This window comes from Thiolinea disciformis DSM 14473 (genome assembly GCF_000371925.1).
Lineage (GTDB): Bacteria > Pseudomonadota > Gammaproteobacteria > Thiotrichales > Thiotrichaceae > Thiolinea > Thiolinea disciformis.
The window spans coordinates 145,664-165,628 of sequence record NZ_AQVE01000002.1 but is presented as its reverse complement, the minus strand read 5'-3'; the positions used below and the strand labels follow the sequence as shown (position 1 = coordinate 165,628).

The window sequence follows — 19,965 nt, the reverse complement described above, 5'->3', positions numbered from 1 at the left end:
CTAGCCTCCAATGGCGCGTCCGGCTCCGTCTGGCTTGGCTAAATGCGCTTGTGCTTGCGCGATTTCAGCCAGCTTCTGCGCTACTGCTTCACTTGGCAAACTGGCGCTACGTGTCTTTAAACTTACATGAATTAACATATGCTCCGCCGTGGCTAATAAGCGCCCATCCGCGTGCTGGATGCGATTAAAGAGATGCAGCTTTTTCCCACTACCCTGCAACACTTGCGTGGTGACCACAATCGGCTCTAAAGCGCGTACTTCGTCCAAATGTCGAATATGCGTTTCCACCGTAAAGTAAGAGCCACCCGCTTCCACATAAGCCGCATCCACCCCAATCAAACGCATAAACGCATCGGTCGCATCGCTCGACACTTGCAGATAACGACTTTCATTCATGTGATTATTGTAATCGGTCCAATCTGTCGGCACGCTGCGCTCTACGGTTTTGATGGGCTGGCTGTAATCGACCTGCGTTTGCGCTGGAGTTGCTGCCGCATCGTATTGCGCCTTTTCATAAGCCGCTAAAGCTTTGCCCGCGCCCCAATCATGGGCTTTCAATGCTTGTAGGATCGCGATTAGATTATTATCGCGAATCCGCTCCAGTTCACGAATGCTGTGGTGACCGGATTGCGCATCCGATTGACCTGCAATCAAATCGACTAATTGATCGTTGAATTCAGGCACATCGGTCAACTTCGTCCAAGGCCAAGTCAAACAAGGGCCAAATTGCTCCATGAAATGGCGCATCCCTGCTTCGCCACCCGCAATGCGATAAGTTTCAAATAAACCCATCTGCGCCCAACGCAAACCAAAGCCATAACGAATCGCATCGTCCACATCTTCGGTACTAGCAATACCATCGCTAACTAGCCATAAAGACTCACGCCAAACCGCTTCCAATAAACGATCCGCAATGAAAGCTTCGATTTCCTTTTTGATATGCAAAGGATGCATACCCATGCTGCGATAAAACGCTTGTGCACGCTCAATGGTGGCAGCAGTCGTTTGCTGACCACCGACCAATTCCACCAAAGGCAAGAGGTAAACTGGATTAAACGGATGGGCAACTAACAATCGTTCAGGGTGCTGTAAGCCAGCTTGCAAATCAGTCGGTAAAATCCCGGAGGTGGAGGAGGCAATAATCGTAGCTTGAGGAGCAGCCGCCTCAATCTCACGGTAAATCTTTTGCTTTAAATCCAGCCGCTCTGGTACAGCTTCGACAATCCAATCCGCGTTTTTAACCGCGCTAGCAATATCACTAGCGAAGGTAAACTTTCCTTCGGCGCGGCGTGGTGCCATGGTCAATTTGCTATAGGCGTGGCGGCTATTATTGAGTACCGCATCGACTTTTTGCGGAGCAGTCGGATCAGGATCATAAATACGCACGCTAATGCCATTTTCAATCAAACGTGCCACCCAACCCGCACCAATCACACCACCGCCAATCACTGCTGCTTGTTTAATTTGCTGCATCATTAACTCCTTACCAGCGCTTCTGCAATTGCATTTTTTGACGAACTTCATTCGGCATCATAATCTTGCAGCCCATGCCTTCCGCAATGGTCACCGCACGCTTGACTAAATCGCCATTGCTCGCCAATACGCCTTTATCCAGCCAAATATTATCTTCTAAACCAACGCGAATATTGCCACCCGCTAGAATCGCCATCGCCGCATACGGCAATTGATTTCGTCCAATCGAAAACGCCGAGAAAGTCCACTCTTTCGGCACCGCATTCACCATCGCCATAAAGGTAGAAAAATCATCCGGCGCACCCCACGGAATGCCCATGCACAATTGAATCATGCCCGGATCTTCAATCAAGCCCTGCTCTTTTAGCCATTTAGCGAGCAGAATATGGCCGGTATCAAAAGCCTCAATTTCAGGACGCACCCCTAGTTCTTTGATTTGGCGCGCCATTTCTTTCAACGTGGCTGGTGTATTGGTCATTACATAATCGCCTTCGCCGAAATTCATGGTGCCGCAATCCAGCGTACAAATTTCAGGTAAGAGTTCACGTACATGCGCTAAACGTTCGGTTGCTCCAGCCATATCCGTGCCTAGGGTAGCGGGTGGCAAGGGTTGCTCTACACTACCTAAGGTTAAATCCCCGCCCATGCCCGCCGTCAGGTTTAGCACCATATCCACGCCGGACTCACGAATATAATCCACTACTTCACGGTATAAAGCAGGATCGCGCGCAGGGCCGCCGGTTTGCGGATTACGTACATGAATATGCACCACCGCAGCACCGGCTTGGGCAGCTTCAATGCAACTATCGGCAATTTGACGCGGGGTTACGGGAACTTTATTGGAACGGCTGGTGGTATCGCCTGCACCCGTCACGGCACAAGTGATAAAGACATGGCGATTTGGCTTAAGCATGATGAACTCCTCAATCTCACTCTGTGCATCATGGCATGAGGTTTTGCGCTATGATTGACTTTATTCGCAATTTATTTTGCTAAAAACGCAATGAACCTATTCACGCGCTCCACTGAACCCTTAAAAATTGCCTTGATCATTGGTTCAGAATCGTCGCTCATGTCGTTGGCCTGTGTCTTGGATGTGATGCGGGGTGCGAATCGTTTGGCACAAACTAAACTCTTCGACTGGCAGATTTATACGCCCAATAATCAAGCAGCCGTGCTCACCTGTGGGATTAGCATTCAACCCGATGCGATCTTGAATACGCAAATCCAAGGCGATCTCTTACTAATCCTTGCGGGCTTTAATAATGAGCAACATTACGACAAAACCTTGCTACGCCAATTGCATAAACTCATTCCGCGCTTTCGCTTCATTGGCGGAATTGAAGCAGGAAGCTGGGTATTAGCGCGTATGGGATTACTAACGAATAAAAAGGCCACCACCCATTGGGAAGACTTGGAGGACTTCGCACTGCGTTATCCGAATGTGCAAGTGATGCCTGATCGTTACGTGTTGGATGGCAATATTTTCACTACCGGTGGCGCTTCACCCAGTTTCGATTTCATGCTGCATTTGATTAGCAGCCGCTACGGTCAGCAACTCGCTCTGGAAGTCGCCAGTATTTTTATCTACGACACGGTACACACTGGCACTGATGCTCAGCCTTTGGTGTCTTTAGGTTTGCTAAGTCAGCAAGAGCCGCGTATTGCCGCTGCGATTCGTCTAATGAGTGAGCGTTTGGACGATCCGCTTAGCATAAAGCAATTAGCGGCACAGCTTCAGCTCTCGATCCGCCTCTTAGAATACCTATTTCGTGAACATCTGCACTGCTCACCCACGCAGTATTATCTGCATTTACGGCTACAAAGTGCGCGCCGCTTAGTGACTGATACCCATTTGTCCATGCAAGAAATTGCCCTACGTACCGGTTTTAGCTCACTGGCGACTTTATCCCGCGCCTTTCGTGAAGCGTATCAGTTGAGCCCAGCCCCTTATCGCCGTCGATTTAAACAAAATGCCGCAAAAAGCTTTTAAGGTATAAAGCTTGCTACTAAACCGCCATAAAGTGCATTACAAAGCTTAATTTGCTCAGCTTGTCGCACATCAGCCGGATATAAAATGCGCTCTTGAGCAGCAAGCGCTTTCATTAAGACTGAACGCTGCACACCGGCTAATAAGCCACAGCGCAAGGGTGGTGTATACCACTGACCGTTTAGCCTAACGAATACATTACTGCGCGCCCCTTCCGTGAGCTCGCCACGTTCATTGATAAATAAATAATCAAATAAATGTGCCGCCTTTGCCTCCGCCAGTGCTTGATTATACAAGGCACGTGCAGTGGTTTTATGCTGCAAAAAAGGATTGTTGGAAGCGACCGGTATCTTATACAACGCAAGGTTGACGGGTTGCTGCACAGGCTCTAACGCCATGGTACTTGCTTGCAATTGACCTGCTGCATTGAGGGTCAAACGCAGACGAATGGGATTGATTGTAGAGTCTGTTGAACTAATAGCTTTAGCCATACAAGCTTGCACCGCCGCTTGACTTGGAATCGGCCACCCAAAGGCTTGAGCACTGTTTTGTAAGCGTGCTAAATGCTGCTCGAATAAGCTAACCTCTCCACCCTCAACACGCATGGTTTCGATCAACTCAAAGGCTTGGGTATGACGCGTCAAGAAACTTGCTTTGAGCAAAGACTCTTCCCATTCGGATGGTGCATCTGAACCATAAGTAATGCCTGCACCCACCGAGAGCTGCAAAGGCCAATGGGCTATATTCACGGCATCCACTTGCGGTTTATCCTTGGTTTGTAGGGTGCGAATCGGCACATTCAGTACCACGTGCATTTGCTCATTCGCCAATGGCTCAATAAAGCCAATCGCACCACAATAAGCGCCACGCGCATAAGGCTCTAATTCATCAATAATTTGCACAGTACGACGTTTGGGTGCACCGGTGATCGAGCCACAGGGAAATAAAGCATTCAATAAGGTCAATAAACTTGGTTGCTTGCGTAAGGCGGCTTTCACCGTACTTGTCATTTGCAGCACATGACCGTAGCGCTTCACTTCAAATAAAGTTGGCACACTAACTTGCTCTACTTCTGGTAAACGCGATAAATCATTGCGCATTAAATCAACAATCATCACATTTTCAGCGCGATTCTTGGTGTCTTGACTTAAGAGCTCGGCACGACGTTGGGTTTCGGCCGCATCATCAGCCACTGCCGCCGTACCTTTCATAGGTCTACAAAGCATTTCATTCGCGGTCATTTCGACAAATAATTCGGGCGAAAAGGACAAAATACTGGTGTGTGGCAACGTGAGGAATGCACCATAAGCAATATTGAGATCGCTGACTAGCTGCGCATACAGTGCTGCTAAACCTGCATCCTTATAGGTGCTGGCTAATAATTCGCTGTGGAGCGGAAAAGTGTAATTCACTTGATAAGTATCGCCGGCGGCAATTAGCGCACGAATCGCGTCAATATGCTCAATAAACGCTGCTTGTGCTAAAGCAGGCTGTACTGGCGTCAGATGTGTTGTCACCCCCTGACCTTGAGTGTGTAACCACGCTAAGGCTTGCTGGCGATTTAATAGTTGCGGCTCAGAAAAGCCCAGCGCTTGTAGCCAAGGTGACGAGTCTGTTTTTTGCGTTAATACCACACCCTCCGCCACACTGAAAGCTGCTGTCGCCTCATAGGATAAGGCTAGCACCACCTGCCCTTTGCCTGCTTTTACCCAAGCATCGATTTCATTTAAGGTGTTGTGTAAACGCTCACGCGCATCGGATTCGCCGTGACCATATACTAACCATCGCTTTTGAGCCTGAGTGTATAAACGGCTCTGCGCTTGTGCGTGGCTACCATCGAATAAAAGAGCGGTACAGTACTGTAAGGAACGCATAGACATTTTAGATTATTATTGAGCAGGCCGAATCTTAGCAGAGCTGGCCAATTAGCATAAAACAACTGCATTTAGCAGGGACAACGCCATGAGCAATAATCGACACTGGACTCACGAAGCGATTCGAAAAATTGAAGCCGATATTCAACGTTCGGCGGATACGCATTTGATCAAGCTAGCAATTAATAGCTTGCAAGGCATTGATATTTATTTGAAAGATGAAAGCACGCATCCTACCGGTTCATTAAAACACCGCTTGGCACGCTCGCTCTTTTTATTTGCATTGTGTAATGGTTGGGTTAAACAAGATACGCCCATTATTGAATCTTCTTCAGGTAGCACTGCCGTTTCTGAAGCGTATTTTGCACGTTTATTAGGCTTGCCTTTTATTGCCGTGATGCCGAAAACCACGGCACGCAAAAAGATTGAGCAGATCGAATTTTTCGGGGGTAAAGCGCATTTAGTCGAGCGCAGCGATCAAATTTATGCCGAATCGCATCGTTTGGCGCAGGCGCTAAACGGGCATTATATGGATCAGTTCACCTATGCGGAGCGCGCCACGGATTGGCGTGGGAATAATAATATTGCCGATAGTATTTTCAGCCAAATGGCGCTGGAAGATCACCCGATTCCGGAGTGGATTGTGATGAGCGCGGGCACAGGTGGCACTTCTTCGACCATTGGGCGCTTTATTCGTTATCAAAAATACCCGACCCGTTTATGCGTGGTTGATCCTGAGAACTCGGTGTTTTTCGATTATTACCATTGCCTTGATAAAAACCTCAAACATGACTGCGGTAGTAAAATTGAAGGGATTGGCCGCCCGCGTGTTGAGCCAAGTTTTGTTCCCAGTGTCATTGATGAAATGCGCCACATTCCTGATGCTGCGAGCATTGCGACCATGTATTGGTTGGAACAACGCTTGGGACGTAAAGTTGGACCTTCGACCGGAACCAATTTGTATGGCGTGCTGCAATTAGCGCGTGAAATGCGTGAGAGCGGCAAACAAGGTTCTATCGTGACCTTGCTCTGCGACAGTGGTGAGCGCTATTTAGAAACTTATTATAATCCTGCTTGGATACAACAACAGTTTGGTGATTACAGTCGTTATGCGCAGGAATTAGCTACTTTAGTTTAAATGACGGGTGCTCACTTGCGGCAAGCCTTGAAGAGGGGCAGCTACTGGCGGATATTGTGTGAGCTCCACATTTAAGGATTGATAAAGACTTTCTGTCCACACGGGCAAGTTAGCACTTAAGCTCGCTGGCTTGATCCGAAAATCAGTGGGTGCAATCACCACCTTAACCTGTTCTGTTCCTACCCAAGCGGCTAGGGCAAATAGTTCCTCAGCCGCCTCGTCACCCATCGCTAAACAGCCAATTGATACATTTTTGCCATGAATCATAATGTCGGAACCTAATTGCGTGCGACCGTCCCTGACGGCCATTTGCTGGTCGAAGGTATTCGGGTAGTTCAGGCGTAATGACACATGGTACAAGCTATTAGGATTAAGAAGCTCAATCTGATAAATCCCTTCTGGTACTTGCTTGTCTCCCTCACGTAGCTTCGGCCCTAATACCCCACTAGCTGCTTGAATCGTATAGGAGCGAATAAAATGCCAGCTTCCTTGTGCATCGCTTGCATATAGTTCTAGGCGTTTCGTATCTTTAAAAGCCAATAAACTAAGTGCTAAAGGCGGAAAATCTAGCTTAGCTTGTTGGAAATACGGTCTTAGACGTTCGGCTGCTACATCGCCAAACTGATTTAACCGATCCGCAACGTTGTAGTGAGGACGCTGATCGAGTAGCTTTGTTTTAATCACCTTAAGTCCCGCTTGAATAGTCATTGGAAAGAACCAATAGCTCAGCCCAGCCACTAGAGCCAGCACTAATAAACCCATAAATACTTTTTTCATCGAAGTCACCAGCGCTTTTATGGCTATCTTAGCTTAGCAAGCTAGTGGGTTGAAAATTTTGAACTTAAGTTTTGACTTAGGACTATAAAGGTTTGCTAGCTAGGCTTGACGAACCAAACCCCAAAGGAGCATATTCTGGCTATAAACGAGGATAAGATTTGCTGGTCAGATCAAATTTATAACGAGGAGTTAGCTATGCAAAAGCGATTAATCGCAATATCAGTGTTAAGTGCTGTTTGTTTCTTACCCCAAGCCTATGCAGCCCCGAAAACTTTTGTGTACTGTTCGGAAGGCGCTCCTTCTGGTTTTAACCCCCAATTTTATACGGATGGCACGACCTTCGATGCAGCCGGTCAAGCGATGTATGACCGCCTCGTTCAATTCAATCCGGGTGAAACCAGCATTTCCCCAGCCTTAGCGGAGTCATGGGAAGTCAGTCCCGATGGTTTAACTTATACCTTCAAATTACGCAAAGGCGTCAAATTCCACACTACGAAAGACTTCACCCCTACGCGTGATTTTAATGCCGATGATGTGCTGTTCTCTTTTAATCGTCAGTGGAAAGCCGACCATCCTTATCACAAAGTCTCTAATGGCAATTATGAGTACTTCACGGGCATGTCCATGCCTGATGTCTTGAAGTCGATTGATAAAGTGGATGACTATACCGTCAAATTCACCTTAAATCGCCCCGAAGCGCCCATGTTGGCTAACTTGGCGATGGACTTTGCCTCGATTCTATCGTCGGAATATGCGGATGCCATGATGAAGGCAAAAACGCCGGAAAAAATTGATACCGATCCGGTGGGCACTGGTCCCTTCCAATTAGTGGCTTATCAAAAAGATGCAATGATCCGCTACAAAGCGCATGAAACTTATTGGGAAGGCAAACCCAAAATCGATAACTTGGTATTTGCCATTACCAAGGATAATGCGGTGCGCTGGCAAAAGTTACAGGCAGGCGAATGCCATTTAATGCCTTTCCCCAATACCGCTGATCTCAAGGCCATGCAGGAAAACAAAGATGTTACGCTGTTAAGCCAAGAGGGTTTGAACATCGGGTATTTTGCTTATAACACTACCAAAAAACCCTTCGATGATGTACGCGTGCGCAAAGCACTGAATATGGCAATCAATAAGCCAGCAATCTTGGATGCGGTGTATCAAGGTGCAGGTAAAGTTGCGAAAAACCCTATTCCACCGACCATGTGGAGCTATAACGATAAAGTTGTGGATGATTCTTATGATGTGGAAGGCGCAAAAAAATTATTGGCCGAAGCAGGTGTGAAAGACCTTAAAACTAATATTTGGGCCATGCCGGTACAGCGTCCTTACAACCCAAATGCTAAGCGTATGGCGGAAATGATTCAGGCTGACTGGAAAGCTGTCGGCGTAGATGCACAAATCGTTAGTTATGAATGGGCAGAATATTTAGAACGCTCCAAAAAAGGTGAACACGACACCTTATTGATGGGTTGGACAGGTGACAACGGTGATCCAGACAATTTCTTGGCCGTATTACTGGGTTGCGATGCGGTAAAAGATGGCTCAAACCGTGCATTCTGGTGCAATCAAGAATTCAACGATTTAGTACAAAAAGCCAAATCCTTAAGTGATCAAGGCGAACGTGCTAAGTTGTATGAGCAAGCGCAAGAAGTGTTTAAGAAAGAAGCGCCTTGGGCGACTATTGCGCACTCGGTCGTCTATGAGGTCGCACGTAAAAATGTGACTGGCTACAAACAATCACCCTTTGGTTTACACCAATTCAAAGCCGTCGATTTAGCTGAATAATCACTTGAACGAGAGCTGCACACTAGCAGCTCTCGTTTCACACAAGGAGTCCCAGCTTGTTCAAGTTTATTCTTAGCAAAATCACGCTACTCATTCCGACTTTTTTAGGAATTACCCTAGCGGCTTTTTTATTTGTGCGCCTCTTACCCGGCGATCCTGTCACGATCTTATCGGGTGAACGTGGCATCTCAGATGAGCGTCGCGCTGAGATGATCGCGCAATTTGGTTTAGACAAACCCGTCCTTGTGCAGTATTTGAACTATCTCAAAAACCTTGTACAAGGCGATTTTGGTCAATCGATTTCGACGCATCGACCTGTTGTTGAAGAATTTTTTGAGCGTTTACCAGCGACGATGGAACTCGCTTTTTTTGCGATTTTGATTGCGGTACTCGTCGGTGTTCCTGCAGGCATTATTGCTGCGGTGAAACGTGGGCGTTGGCCTGATCATGTCTTAATGGGTAGCGCACTAACGGGCTATTCGATGCCGATTTTCTGGTGGGGCTTACTGCTTATTATGCTGTTCTCCACTACCTTGGGTTGGACACCTGTCTCAGGGCGCTTAGATATTATTAATTACTATTTTGAGCCAGTGACTGGATTCATGACCGTGGATGCGTGGCTTTCTGGGCAAGAAGGCGCGGTCACATCAGCTTTACATCATCTGATCCTGCCAAGTGTGGTGCTTTCAACCATTCCCATGGCGGTGATCGCTCGCCAGACCCGCTCGGCGATGCTAGAAGTGTTGGGTGAGGATTATATTCGTACTGCCTATGCAAAAGGTCTACCCACTTGGCGGGTGATTGGGATTCATGCGTTGCGCAATGCCATGATTATCGTAGTCACAGTCATTGGATTAGAGGTGGGCACTTTACTTGCCGGTGCGGTATTAACTGAAAGCATTTTCTCTTGGCCGGGAGTGGGCAAATGGATGATTGATGCGATTTCACATCGCGACTACCCAGCCGTGCAAGGTGGCTTATTATTTATTTCTATGCTGGTGATGTTGGTCAATTTGATCGTGGATCTAATGTATGGCTGGATTAATCCGCGCGTGAGGGACGGCAAATGAAACTGTTCGCGGATGATGCTTGGCGTACCACTTGGAATTATTTCAAAGAAAGCAAAGGCGGTTTATGGGGTTTAGGCTTTTTAGGCTTAGTGTTGGTGTGCGTTATTTTCGCAGACCTCATTGCCCCCTTCGATCCTAGCTTGCAAAACCGTGATGCTCTATTACTACCACCGATTTGGACAGAAGCTGGTCATTGGCCTTATATCTTAGGTACGGATGCGGTGGGGCGTGATGTGTTATCGCGACTCATTTATGGCGCACGTTATTCGATGTTTATTGGCTTTGTCGTTGTCTCGTTGGCTGTCATGGCGGGCACACTCTTAGGCTTATTAGCAGGCTATTATCAAGGCTGGGTTGACACCATTATTATGCGCTTGATGGATGTGATTTTAGCCTTCCCTAGTTTACTGCTCGCCTTAGGTTTAGTCGCAGTTCTAGGCCCTGGTTTGGTCAATGCCATGTATGCCATCGCTTTGGTCATGTTACCGCATTTTGTACGTTTAACCCGCGCTAATGTTTTAAGCGAAAAGAATCGCGATTATGTCGTGGCTAGCCGCATTGTTGGCGCGAGTAATTGGCGCTTGATGTTCAATACCATTCTGCCAAACTGTATGGCACCGCTGATCGTTCAGGCCACTTTATCCTTCTCCAATGCGATTTTGGATGCAGCCGCCTTAGGCTTCCTCGGTATGGGCGCACAACCACCGATTCCCGAATGGGGTGCGATGCTGGCGGAAGCTCGTGAGTTTATTAGCCGCGCTTGGTGGGTTGTCACTTTTCCGGGGCTTGCCATTCTATTGACTGTGCTTTCGATTAATTTAGTGGGTGATGCGTTGCGCGATGCCCTTGACCCAAGGATGCGCCGCTCATGAGTCTATTAAGCGTTCGCAATTTATCAGTGGCCTTTCCGACACAAAATGGTTGGTTCCAAGCCGTTGAAGGCATTCATTTAGCAGTGAATGCGGGCGATATCTTAGCTATTGTCGGTGAGTCGGGTTCTGGCAAATCGGTAGCGATGATGGCGGTGATGAATCTCTTGCCACCCACCGCGCGCATTACTTGCGATGAACTAAAAATTGATGGACAGGACTTACTGGCTATGCCTGCCAAACAGCGTCGCAAACTCAATGGCGGCACCATAGCGATGATTTTCCAAGAGCCTATGTCTAGCCTCAACCCTTGTTTTACGGTGGGTTATCAAATTGATGAGGCTATTCGAATTCACTTAGGCGGATCGAAAAAAGAAAGGCTGGAGCGCGCTTTACACCTACTAGAAATCGTGGGTATTCCCGATCCACAACGTCGTTATAAAGCGTATCCGCATCAAATGTCGGGCGGCATGAGCCAACGTGCGATGATAGCGATGGCCTTAGCCGCCAATCCTAAATTACTCATTGCTGATGAGCCAACCACGGCACTCGATGTCACGGTACAAGCGCAGATTTTGGAATTGCTGCTGAAGCTACAACAAACGCAAGGAATGGGCTTAATTCTGATTACCCATGACATGGGAGTAGTGGCAGAAACGGCACAGCAAGTCGTGGTGCAATACGCGGGACAGCAAGTCGAAAAGCAGCCCGTCTTTGGTTTATTTAATCACCCACATCATCCTTATACTGCCGCTCTCTTAGATGCCTTACCGGAACGTGCACCGGCTGGTGATTTCTTGCCAACCATTCAAGGCATAGTACCGGGGCAAAAAGATCGCCCTACAGGCTGTTTATTTTCACCCCGTTGTACTCATGCCCAAGTCTTATGCCATGAACAGCAACCGGCTTTAGTGCGCCAGCCTGAGCAATGGCTCCGTTGTCATTATCCGTTAAATCCAGTCGAGGTAGCGCAATGAGCGAAGTATTGCGTGCAGTCAATTTGCGGCAAGAATACGTGGCACGCCAAGGCCTGTTCCAAAAACCGCTCAGCGTGCGTGCTTTAAATGGGGTCAGTTTTAGCTTAAATGCAGGGGAAACTTTAGCCGTAGTCGGTGAATCCGGCTGCGGTAAATCGACGTTGGCGCGCTCCTTAACCCTGATTGAAACACCATCAGCCGGTGAATTATGGTTAGCAGGTCAGCCTGTCGATACCGCACATAAGCCTGATGCAGCATTACGCCAGCGCGTGCAAATGGTATTTCAAAATCCCTATGGTTCACTCAATCCGCGCAAAACAATCCAACAAATGCTGGAAGAGCCATTGCTGCTTAATACGAAACTGTCGCGTGACGAGCGTCGTGCGGCGGTTGCAGATATGATGTCACGGGTCGGTTTACGCCCTGAATTTGTCGAGCGTTATCCGCATATGTTTTCCGGTGGACAGCGTCAACGCATTGCCATTGCCCGCGCATTAATGCTCAAACCAAAAGTGGTGGTATTAGATGAGCCTGTGTCCGCCCTCGATTTATCTGTCCGTGCACAAATCCTTAATCTGCTTACCGAACTACAACACGATTTGGGTTTAGCTTATGTCTTTATTTCACATGATCTATCGGTAGTGCAGCGTATTGCTGATTATGTAATGGTGATGTATTTCGGGCGTGCCGTAGAATATGCGGATGCGCAAACTATTTTCAGCACACCACAACACCCTTATACCAAAGCTTTATTCTCTGCGACACCCGTGGCAGAAGTAGGCGAGAAACGTGAACGTATTCACTTACAAGGCGAGCCACCTTCCCCCTTGCGCCCGCCGCAAGGTTGCCCCTTTGGCCCACGTTGTGCCTACGTGCAGGAGGCTTGTCGTCAGGAAATACCCCTGTTGCGTGAATTGAATAAAGCGCAGGTGGCTTGCATACAAGCAGAAGCCATAAATAAAAACCAAACTATTTAAAAAATTACCCCTAGCTAAAGTCTGCTAATAGGCTTGCTTTTGCGACAAATTTAGCTATGCTCGATAAAGTGTCAATACTAATACTTTGATCTTCCACCCTTTCAAAGTAAGTCAGTAAAAATACCCAATAGCTTTATAGATGTGTTTTGCGTTCACATCTAAACCCCAATCAAGAGATGGAACTTAATGTCTCAATACGCTAAAACAGCCCTTGTCGTGGACGACTCTCAAACAGAACGCTTAAATCTCGCTACGATTTTGCAAAACGCAGGGTGTATGGTGTTACAGGCTGCCTCAGGCAATGATGCTTATGAAGCAGCCCAAGAGCATCAACCCGGTGTGATTTTTTTAGATATTCTGATGGAAAACGGTGATGGTTACCAAACGTGCCGCCAACTCAAACGTAATCCAGTAACCGCCGCCATTCCGGTCATTATGGTATCTACCAAAGCAAATCCCGTAGATATTCAATGGGCTAGCCGCTTGGGTGCTTGTGACTACATTGTCAAACCCTATACCGAACAGGCTATTTTAGCAAGTCTAGCCAAAGCCAGCGCAAGCTAAGGTTTTAATTAAGCACTACCCACAAACCTATGACAAAGAGTAAACGTGACTGAATCTATTTTTTGCTATCCGCTTGGAGCTTATCGCATTCTAATAGAAAGTGGCATTCGTTCCGAACTGATTACGACTACACAGGTTTATCCGATCCCGTTTACACCGACGTGGTGTGCAGGCTTAACCAGTGTGCGAGGGGATTTATGCATTGTACTAGATATGCACCGCATTTTATTAAATGGCTCATTGCCGCCTAAAACGTATTTCTTATGGTTTAAGCCTGAGCATTATAAAGAGGTCGTCATTGGCTGCGATGGTCTACCCACCACTATCGACTACCCCAGTGATGATCTAGCCATCGATACACCAAGCACTTTGCCAAGTTGGGTACAACACGTTTGGCAGGATGAAGTAGGACTCATTCTCCAAGTCAACCATGTGCGCTTATTTAGCTTACTTTGTAACCAAAAGCGTTAATCCAAACAGCTATAAAAATGAAGAGAGTATAGCCTATGAGTAACGATGCCAGTCGACCGAAAGCGAGGTTCTTTGACAATATTTCTGTAGCGCAGCGCATTAATTTGCTGGTTTTGATTCCTATTATCTTGTTAATTGGCATAAGCGGCATGGTGGTTTACGCACTCAATAAAAGCCAAAGTGTATTAACCGGTTTGAGTGATCATGTTGAATTAGTAGGATTAGGCAATGAAATTTCACGTTATTTACAACAAGATTATTTAAACTTACTGGATCAAGTAGCTTTAGGGAATGAATCTTGGTATAGCGCTCAAGTGCGACTAGAACGCACTGAGAGAACATTAAGAGACAATATTATTCCGAAATATCAAGCGCTTGACCAAAAAATAAAAAATGAAACTAGCTCGCCCTCTATGGTGCTGAATACGGTAGATACCGTGCAGGAGTTAAATAAGCTTGCTGATTCGATGAAAAAGAATTTAGTACTATTAGCAAACAAAGATACCGTTGCTTTAACCAATTACTTAAAGCATACCATTCACACTGAAATTACACCTTTAAATAAAGCCTTAAATCAACAGGTCGAAAAAGAATTACAGATTGCCTATAATAATTTTGAGAAATCAAGCTCTGAGTCGAGGCGTTTATTATTAATTTCTATTGCCGTCATGATATTAGGAATGGGGCTGGCGGCAATTTTAGGGTATTTAATTTATCGCTCGATTGCCACCCAAATGAATAAGCTCATTAATACCATGCGTGACATTTCAGCAGGGGATTTGAATGCGCGGGTGAATCTGGTCGGTCATAATGAAATGGCCGAGTTGGCTGAAGCCTTTGATGGGATGGTCGAGCAACGTATTGCCACCCAACAACGTATTGCCGCTGACCATCATCAGTTAAATGATTCGGTATTTGCGTTATTAGGTGCGGTAGCTGATTTGAGTGACCGCAATCTAACGGTGCGTGCACGGGTTACGGAGGATGCAACAGGGCCTTTAGCGGATGCGATTAATCAATTAGCTGAGGACACCAGTGCTGTTTTGCAAAAAGTACGTAGCATTGCTCAGCAAGTGGAGCAGGCGACTTTGGATGTTAATCAGCACGCGCTTTCAGTGAGTCAATTATCCCATATTGAGCGCGAGGAAGCCGAAGAGACTGCAGAGCAATTAGCAGTGATTTTGAAGCGCTTCGAGGCCATTGCGGAAGTAGCCCAACATGCCAATCTGGTAGCCAGTAATACTTCACAAGCCACACGTGAGGCGCGTGAGTCGGTCTCTAGCACCTTAAGCAGCATGGCTGGGATTCGCGAAACCGTGCAAGAGACCGGTAAACGTTTAAAACGTTTGGGGGAACGTTCGCAAGAAATTTCACGGATTGTCGATATCATTGGCACGATTGCTGAGCGGACTACCGTTTTGGCTTTAAATGCCAGTATGCAAGCAAGTGCAGCCGGTGAAGCCGGACGTGGATTCTCGGTGATTGCCGAAGAAATCCAACAACTCGCCCAAAGCTCACGTGAATCGACTGAACAAATTAACCTCTTGGTGCGCAATATTCAGCAAGAAGCCAATACCACTATTACCACCATGGATCATACGATTTCTGAGGTGGTGAGTGGCTCTAAACTTGCAGAGCAGGCTGCTGAACAAATGCAAGTCAGTTTAGCGTCGACTTTGGATTTAGTGGGCTCGGTAGAGGACATTGCCAGTCAATCCTCAGAGCAAGTGTCAGTCAGTCAGAATCTGCGCCAACGCGCTGAACGCATTTTACAATCCACCCAAGCGACTGGCAAAAACCTGCTCTCACTCACCAGCTTAACGCGCCAAATGGTTGACCATGCTAAGCAATTAGTGGCTTCAGTCAATGTGTTCAAATTAGAGGATTGATGGATTCATGAACGCTAGTTTAAACCATCCATCACAGCCTAGTTTATTAGCAGCGGAACTTGAGGATTTAGCCTTACAAATCGCGATGCTTGATCCGAACGAGCCATGGCCAGTCGCCCAGCAAGCTATTCAACAGATTTATCAAAACCTGACCCTAACGGCCCAACATTTTGACTTGGCAGCACTGCAGCAAGTGATTGAGTGGGTACAACAGGCTTTAGTGAGTGAAACTGCGCCCGATTTATTTCAGCAAGCGAGCTTTGCAACGTGGCTGGAAGTAGCAGCACTGCTACTCCGCGAACCTGATGAATCAGCCCATTTGTCTTTATTGATGAATGAGTTGACTGATGATAATTGGCCACAGCCGCTGGATCCTAATAGCTTGCAACAGCTTTTAGTCGAATTACGTTCTTTAGCCCTAGCCACCGCGTTAGAGTCTGAGCCAGAAACAGCTACGCCTGTCGAACCCACTCTAGTAGCACCCGCTTTAAGTTTCGCACCGGATGTACACCCCGATATTATTGCAGCCTATCGCGAAGAGGCCCCGAATCAGGTCACCGAAGCAGCTCGCCTGATTCGTCTATTAGCTATCGGTGCTGGTACACGCGAGCAGCAGCGCCACGCCGCGCGCTTAGTACATACGTTAAAAGGTTCTAGTGGTGTCGTTGGGGTAACGCCCATCGTCAGTTTTACCCACGATTTAGAGAATCTTTTAGATTTGCCACTGCAACAATTACCAGAAGGTTTAGGAACAACCTTAGAAGCAGCAGCAGATTGTTTGGAAAGCTTATTCGATCATTTATTCCGTCAAGAGAGTTTGCCCAGTGAATACGCCACTATTCACGCCCAAATAGCGGCGTGGTCACAACGTTTGGCGGAGTCTGGAGAAGAAACAGAATTAGCCAGCAATAAGCAACTAGCTGCTGAAGCCTTGGCTCAGTTGATGGCTAATCCGCCTGAGCCGCCTAGTGAGCCAAATGAGCGTTTGAATGCGCCAGCTTTAGTATTAAGCGAAGAGCGTATTCAAGGTTTATTAAACTTGGCGGCTGAATTAATTACCTCGCAGAGCCAAATGGCAGAGGCACTAGACACTACCAATACGCTGCTACGCCAATTACAGCGTCAAGAAGATTTTCTGCGCGAGCGCTTGGAAGAACTGGATGAGCTTATTCAACATCAAGCCCATAAAGCACCGCACACACCCAACACGGCTGGCAGTCCCTTTGATGCCTTAGAGCTAGAAGCTTATGGTGAATTACACAGTACTAGCAATTTATTAGCCGAAAGTGCCGCAGATAATCGTGAACTCGTGCTCAATGTACAGCAAAGTCTGCGCCAATTAACCGAGTTACAACAACAGCAGCAACGTATTCAAGGTCAATTAAACGATGCCATCTTAGCAACGCGCTTGATGCCTGTTTCCAGCCTGACGCCACGTTTAGAACGTATTGTACGCGAAACCTGCCGCCAGACCGGCAAAAAGGCAGAGCTGGAAATCATGGGTCAAAACTTATGGGTCGATAATGACCTATTAAAAGGACTCACTGAACCCTTACTGCATCTGTTACGCAATGCCGTTGATCATGGCATTGAAACACCTGAACAACGTCGTGCTTTGGGTAAACCAGAGCTTGGTAAAATTCGTTTAAGTATTAGTCAGCAAACGAATTATGTGAGCCTAGTGCTGGAAGACGATGGTGCAGGTATGGATTTGGCGCGTATTCGTGAACGCGCTTTAGAACGTGGATTACTACGCTCTGATGAAGCAGTCAGCGATGAAAAGCTATTACGTTTAATTCTCCAGCCAAGATTCAGTACCCGTGATACCGTGAGTGAAGTATCAGGGCGTGGGGTCGGAATGGATGTGGTGCAAGCGCATATTCAACGTTTGCGAGGCCATTTGCATCTGCAAACTCAATTAGGGCAAGGCAGCCAAATCCGTATTGAGTTACCGCAGCAGCTCATTTCTACTCATGCGTTGGTAGTGCGAGCAGGTGGGCATTTGGTGGCAATTCCGGCGGATACGATTGAGCAGATTATTTATGTTCCTGCACCGGAAAATATTCAGGATGAAAATGGTTGGCGTATTGAAAACGCCCGTTATCAACGGCCAGTGACTCAACTAGCGGCCTTATTGCATTGGCCTGCGGCGAAAAATCCTGACCTAGAACAAGCGCAAACCCTGATGGTCGTACGTAGCCCAAACCAGCAGCATATTTTGTATGCGGAAGAAATTTTACCGTCGCGGGATATGGCCGTGAAAACCCTAGATCCTTGGCTACACCATGTTCCTTATATTCAAGGAGCTTCCATCTTAGCGAATGGCATAGCCGTGCCCGTGATCGATATGTTGCGTTTATTGCAAGATTACGAAGCCGGCTTAGTAAGTTTGGACTATGCTTCTGAGGAGCAAATTGCGCGGCGCGAAGCCAATCGTACTGCTGTGTTGGTTGTCGATGACTCTTTGAGTAATCGTCAGGCTTTACGCTTAATGCTGGAATCGATGAATCATGAAGTCTATACAGCTATGGATGGGTTTGAGGCTTTGCAGCAGCTCAATACGCAAGCGATTGATGTAGTGCTGACCGATTTGGAAATGCCGCGCATGAATGGTCTTGAATTAGCTGAGGCCATTCGGTTGTGGCCAGAGCAAAAACATTTACCCATCGTCATGTTGACATCACGCAGCACACGCAAACACCGTGATCAAGCCGCTAAAGCTGGAGTCGATGCTTATTTAACCAAGCCAGTACAAGCCGCACAATTGCAGGAGCAACTCGCACAATGGCTTAGCACTACCGCAAGCCTGTGATATTAGTAGGAGTGTAGAACATGTCCGAAATGGAGCAAGCCGTTGGGGTTTGTTTATATCAGTTAAATGCCAAAGAACAGGCGGTTGTGCAGCGTGTACTCAGTTTTAGCGGCACACAAGCGCAACACTTTAAAACTGCCGAACTAAATCAGGCGAATATCGTAGTCGTGGCCGATCAAAGCGAACTGGCTTTGGAGCAATTAGCTGAGCAAGATTGTTTTCTTATCCGCATTATGGATGCCGGCAACACGCTGCCTTGTGACGTAGAATTGCATCGTCCTTTATTAGTAACCCGCGTCATGCGTACATTGGAAGAGGCGCGTAAATTATGGTTAGCAGGTAAAACACCAGATGAACTGACTCTGGATGGTGTTAAACCCGCCTCGCCTACGCCTCTAGAGACTATTGAAAACACGCCAACCCAAGTTTTAGCGCCGCCAAGTGAAATATCATTAGCGACTGAGCCACCGCATCATGAGCCTACTTATCATCATCATGCTTTAGTCGTGGATGATAGTGCTGCGATTCGCAAGCAATTAGAATTAGAACTAGCGCAGGCAGGCATTGGGGCAGACTTTGCCGAAGACGGCGAGCAGGCGCTAGTGAAAATAGCCGAACGTCGTTATGACTTGGTATTTCTCGATATTATTATGCCCGGCATGGACGGCTTTGAAACCTGCCGTCAAATGCGCTTGCGTAAAGAAATGAAGAAAACACCGATCATTATGCTCAGCGCTAAAACCTCACCACTCGACGAGGTTCAAGGGGTAATAGCAGGCGCATCGACTTATTTAACCAAGCCTGTTAAAACCGAGCAATTACAAAAAACGCTCAAACGCGTTTCCGCTTGGCTGGATAATTATCAGTCGCATTAAGCGGCCTTGGGTTTTTCGCCAATCAATTCAATTTGATAACCATCAGGGTCTTGCAAGAAAGCAATAATGGTGGTGCCTGCATTCATAGGGCCTGCCTCACGAATAATTTTACCGCCTGCGGCGCGCATTTTCTCGCAAGCCTCATACACATTCGGCACTTCTAACGCGAGGTGCCCATAAGCATTACCTAATTCATAACGCTCAACACCCCAATTATAAGTCAGCTCTAACACAGCTTGGTCGCTTTCTGAACCATAGCCCAAAAAAGCCAACGTAAATTTACCTTCTGGATAATCGTTGCGACGTAATAAGCGCATACCGAGCACTTTAGTATAAAACTCAATCGAACGTTCCAAATCACCAACACGAAGCATAGTATGTAAAATGCGCATGGCTAATTCCTAATAAAAACGAATAA

At 47.1% G+C, this 19,965-nt stretch carries 17 protein-coding genes; 12 read left to right on the top strand and 5 right to left on the bottom strand.

The window, feature by feature from the left end:
* Positions 1-1,473 carry a carnitine 3-dehydrogenase gene (locus A3IE_RS0102310; RefSeq protein ID WP_020393967.1) on the bottom strand — a complete coding sequence of 491 codons (1,473 nt, stop codon included), beginning with the start codon at positions 1,471-1,473 and terminating at the stop codon, positions 1-3.
* Positions 1,474-1,483: 10 nt separating this feature from the next.
* Positions 1,484-2,386 carry a 3-dehydrocarnitine:acetyl-CoA trimethylamine transferase BcoG gene (gene bcoG, locus A3IE_RS0102305; RefSeq protein WP_020393966.1) on the bottom strand — a complete coding sequence of 301 codons (903 nt, stop codon included), beginning with the start codon at positions 2,384-2,386 and terminating at the stop codon, positions 1,484-1,486.
* A gap of 90 nt (positions 2,387-2,476) precedes the next feature.
* Between bcoG and A3IE_RS0102300 the strand changes: the two genes are divergently transcribed.
* Positions 2,477-3,466: a GlxA family transcriptional regulator gene (locus A3IE_RS0102300; RefSeq protein WP_033406277.1), complete on the top strand. Its 990-nt coding sequence runs from the start codon at positions 2,477-2,479 to the stop codon at positions 3,464-3,466.
* On the opposite strand, the gene A3IE_RS0102295 is transcribed toward A3IE_RS0102300, so the two are convergent.
* Positions 3,463-5,343 carry a chorismate-binding protein gene (locus tag A3IE_RS0102295; RefSeq protein ID WP_026154735.1) on the bottom strand — a complete coding sequence of 627 codons (1,881 nt, stop codon included), beginning with the start codon at positions 5,341-5,343 and terminating at the stop codon, positions 3,463-3,465. The two genes, A3IE_RS0102300 and A3IE_RS0102295, sit on opposite strands and share 4 nt — an antisense overlap.
* Positions 5,344-5,425: 82 nt before the next feature.
* On the opposite strand from A3IE_RS0102295, the gene A3IE_RS0102290 reads away from it, so the two are divergent.
* Positions 5,426-6,475, top strand: coding sequence for a PLP-dependent cysteine synthase family protein (locus tag A3IE_RS0102290; protein ID WP_020393963.1), 1,050 nt, complete (start codon positions 5,426-5,428; stop codon positions 6,473-6,475).
* On the opposite strand, the gene A3IE_RS0102285 is transcribed toward A3IE_RS0102290, so the two are convergent.
* Positions 6,467-7,252, bottom strand: coding sequence for a L,D-transpeptidase family protein (locus A3IE_RS0102285; RefSeq protein ID WP_020393962.1), 786 nt, complete (start codon positions 7,250-7,252; stop codon positions 6,467-6,469). The genes A3IE_RS0102290 and A3IE_RS0102285 overlap by 9 nt on opposite strands.
* A 195-nt stretch (positions 7,253-7,447) precedes the next feature.
* On the opposite strand from A3IE_RS0102285, the gene A3IE_RS0102280 reads away from it, so the two are divergent.
* The 10 genes from A3IE_RS0102280 (at position 7,448) to A3IE_RS21815 (ending at position 19,547) form a co-directional block, all read left to right on the top strand.
* Positions 7,448-9,043 (top strand): ABC transporter substrate-binding protein, encoded by a 1,596-nt coding sequence (locus A3IE_RS0102280; RefSeq protein ID WP_020393961.1) that lies wholly within the window; start codon positions 7,448-7,450, stop codon positions 9,041-9,043.
* Positions 9,044-9,099: 56 nt separating this feature from the next.
* A complete protein-coding gene (locus tag A3IE_RS0102275) occupies positions 9,100-10,113 on the top strand; it encodes an ABC transporter permease (RefSeq protein ID WP_020393960.1) in 1,014 nt (337 codons plus the stop codon).
* Entirely contained in the window at positions 10,110-10,985 is an 876-nt protein-coding gene (locus A3IE_RS0102270; protein ID WP_020393959.1) for an ABC transporter permease subunit, read from the top strand. The genes A3IE_RS0102275 and A3IE_RS0102270 overlap by 4 nt, the downstream gene beginning before the upstream one ends.
* Positions 10,982-11,959 carry an ABC transporter ATP-binding protein gene (locus A3IE_RS0102265; RefSeq protein ID WP_020393958.1) on the top strand — a complete coding sequence of 326 codons (978 nt, stop codon included), beginning with the start codon at positions 10,982-10,984 and terminating at the stop codon, positions 11,957-11,959. Before A3IE_RS0102270 ends, A3IE_RS0102265 begins: the two co-directional genes overlap by 4 nt.
* Positions 11,956-12,936, top strand: a complete 981-nt coding sequence (locus tag A3IE_RS0102260; protein ID WP_020393957.1) for a dipeptide ABC transporter ATP-binding protein — start codon at positions 11,956-11,958, stop codon at positions 12,934-12,936. Before A3IE_RS0102265 ends, A3IE_RS0102260 begins: the two co-directional genes overlap by 4 nt.
* 186 nt (positions 12,937-13,122) lie before the next feature.
* A complete protein-coding gene (locus A3IE_RS0102255; protein ID WP_020393956.1) occupies positions 13,123-13,500 on the top strand; it encodes a response regulator in 378 nt (125 codons plus the stop codon).
* A gap of 45 nt (positions 13,501-13,545) precedes the next feature.
* Positions 13,546-13,971, top strand: a complete 426-nt coding sequence (locus tag A3IE_RS0102250) for a hypothetical protein (protein WP_020393955.1) — start codon at positions 13,546-13,548, stop codon at positions 13,969-13,971.
* Positions 13,972-14,006: 35 nt separating this feature from the next.
* Positions 14,007-15,860: a methyl-accepting chemotaxis protein gene (locus A3IE_RS0102245; RefSeq protein ID WP_020393954.1), complete on the top strand. Its 1,854-nt coding sequence runs from the start codon at positions 14,007-14,009 to the stop codon at positions 15,858-15,860.
* Positions 15,861-15,867: 7 nt separating this feature from the next.
* A complete protein-coding gene (locus tag A3IE_RS0102240) occupies positions 15,868-18,672 on the top strand; it encodes a hybrid sensor histidine kinase/response regulator (protein WP_020393953.1) in 2,805 nt (934 codons plus the stop codon).
* Between the two features lie 20 nt (positions 18,673-18,692).
* A complete protein-coding gene (locus A3IE_RS21815; protein ID WP_020393952.1) occupies positions 18,693-19,547 on the top strand; it encodes a response regulator in 855 nt (284 codons plus the stop codon).
* Here the strand turns inward: A3IE_RS21815 and gloA are convergent.
* Positions 19,544-19,939 (bottom strand): lactoylglutathione lyase, encoded by a 396-nt coding sequence (gene gloA / locus A3IE_RS0102230; RefSeq protein WP_020393951.1) that lies wholly within the window; start codon positions 19,937-19,939, stop codon positions 19,544-19,546. The two genes, A3IE_RS21815 and gloA, sit on opposite strands and share 4 nt — an antisense overlap.
* Positions 19,940-19,965 lie beyond the last annotated feature (26 nt).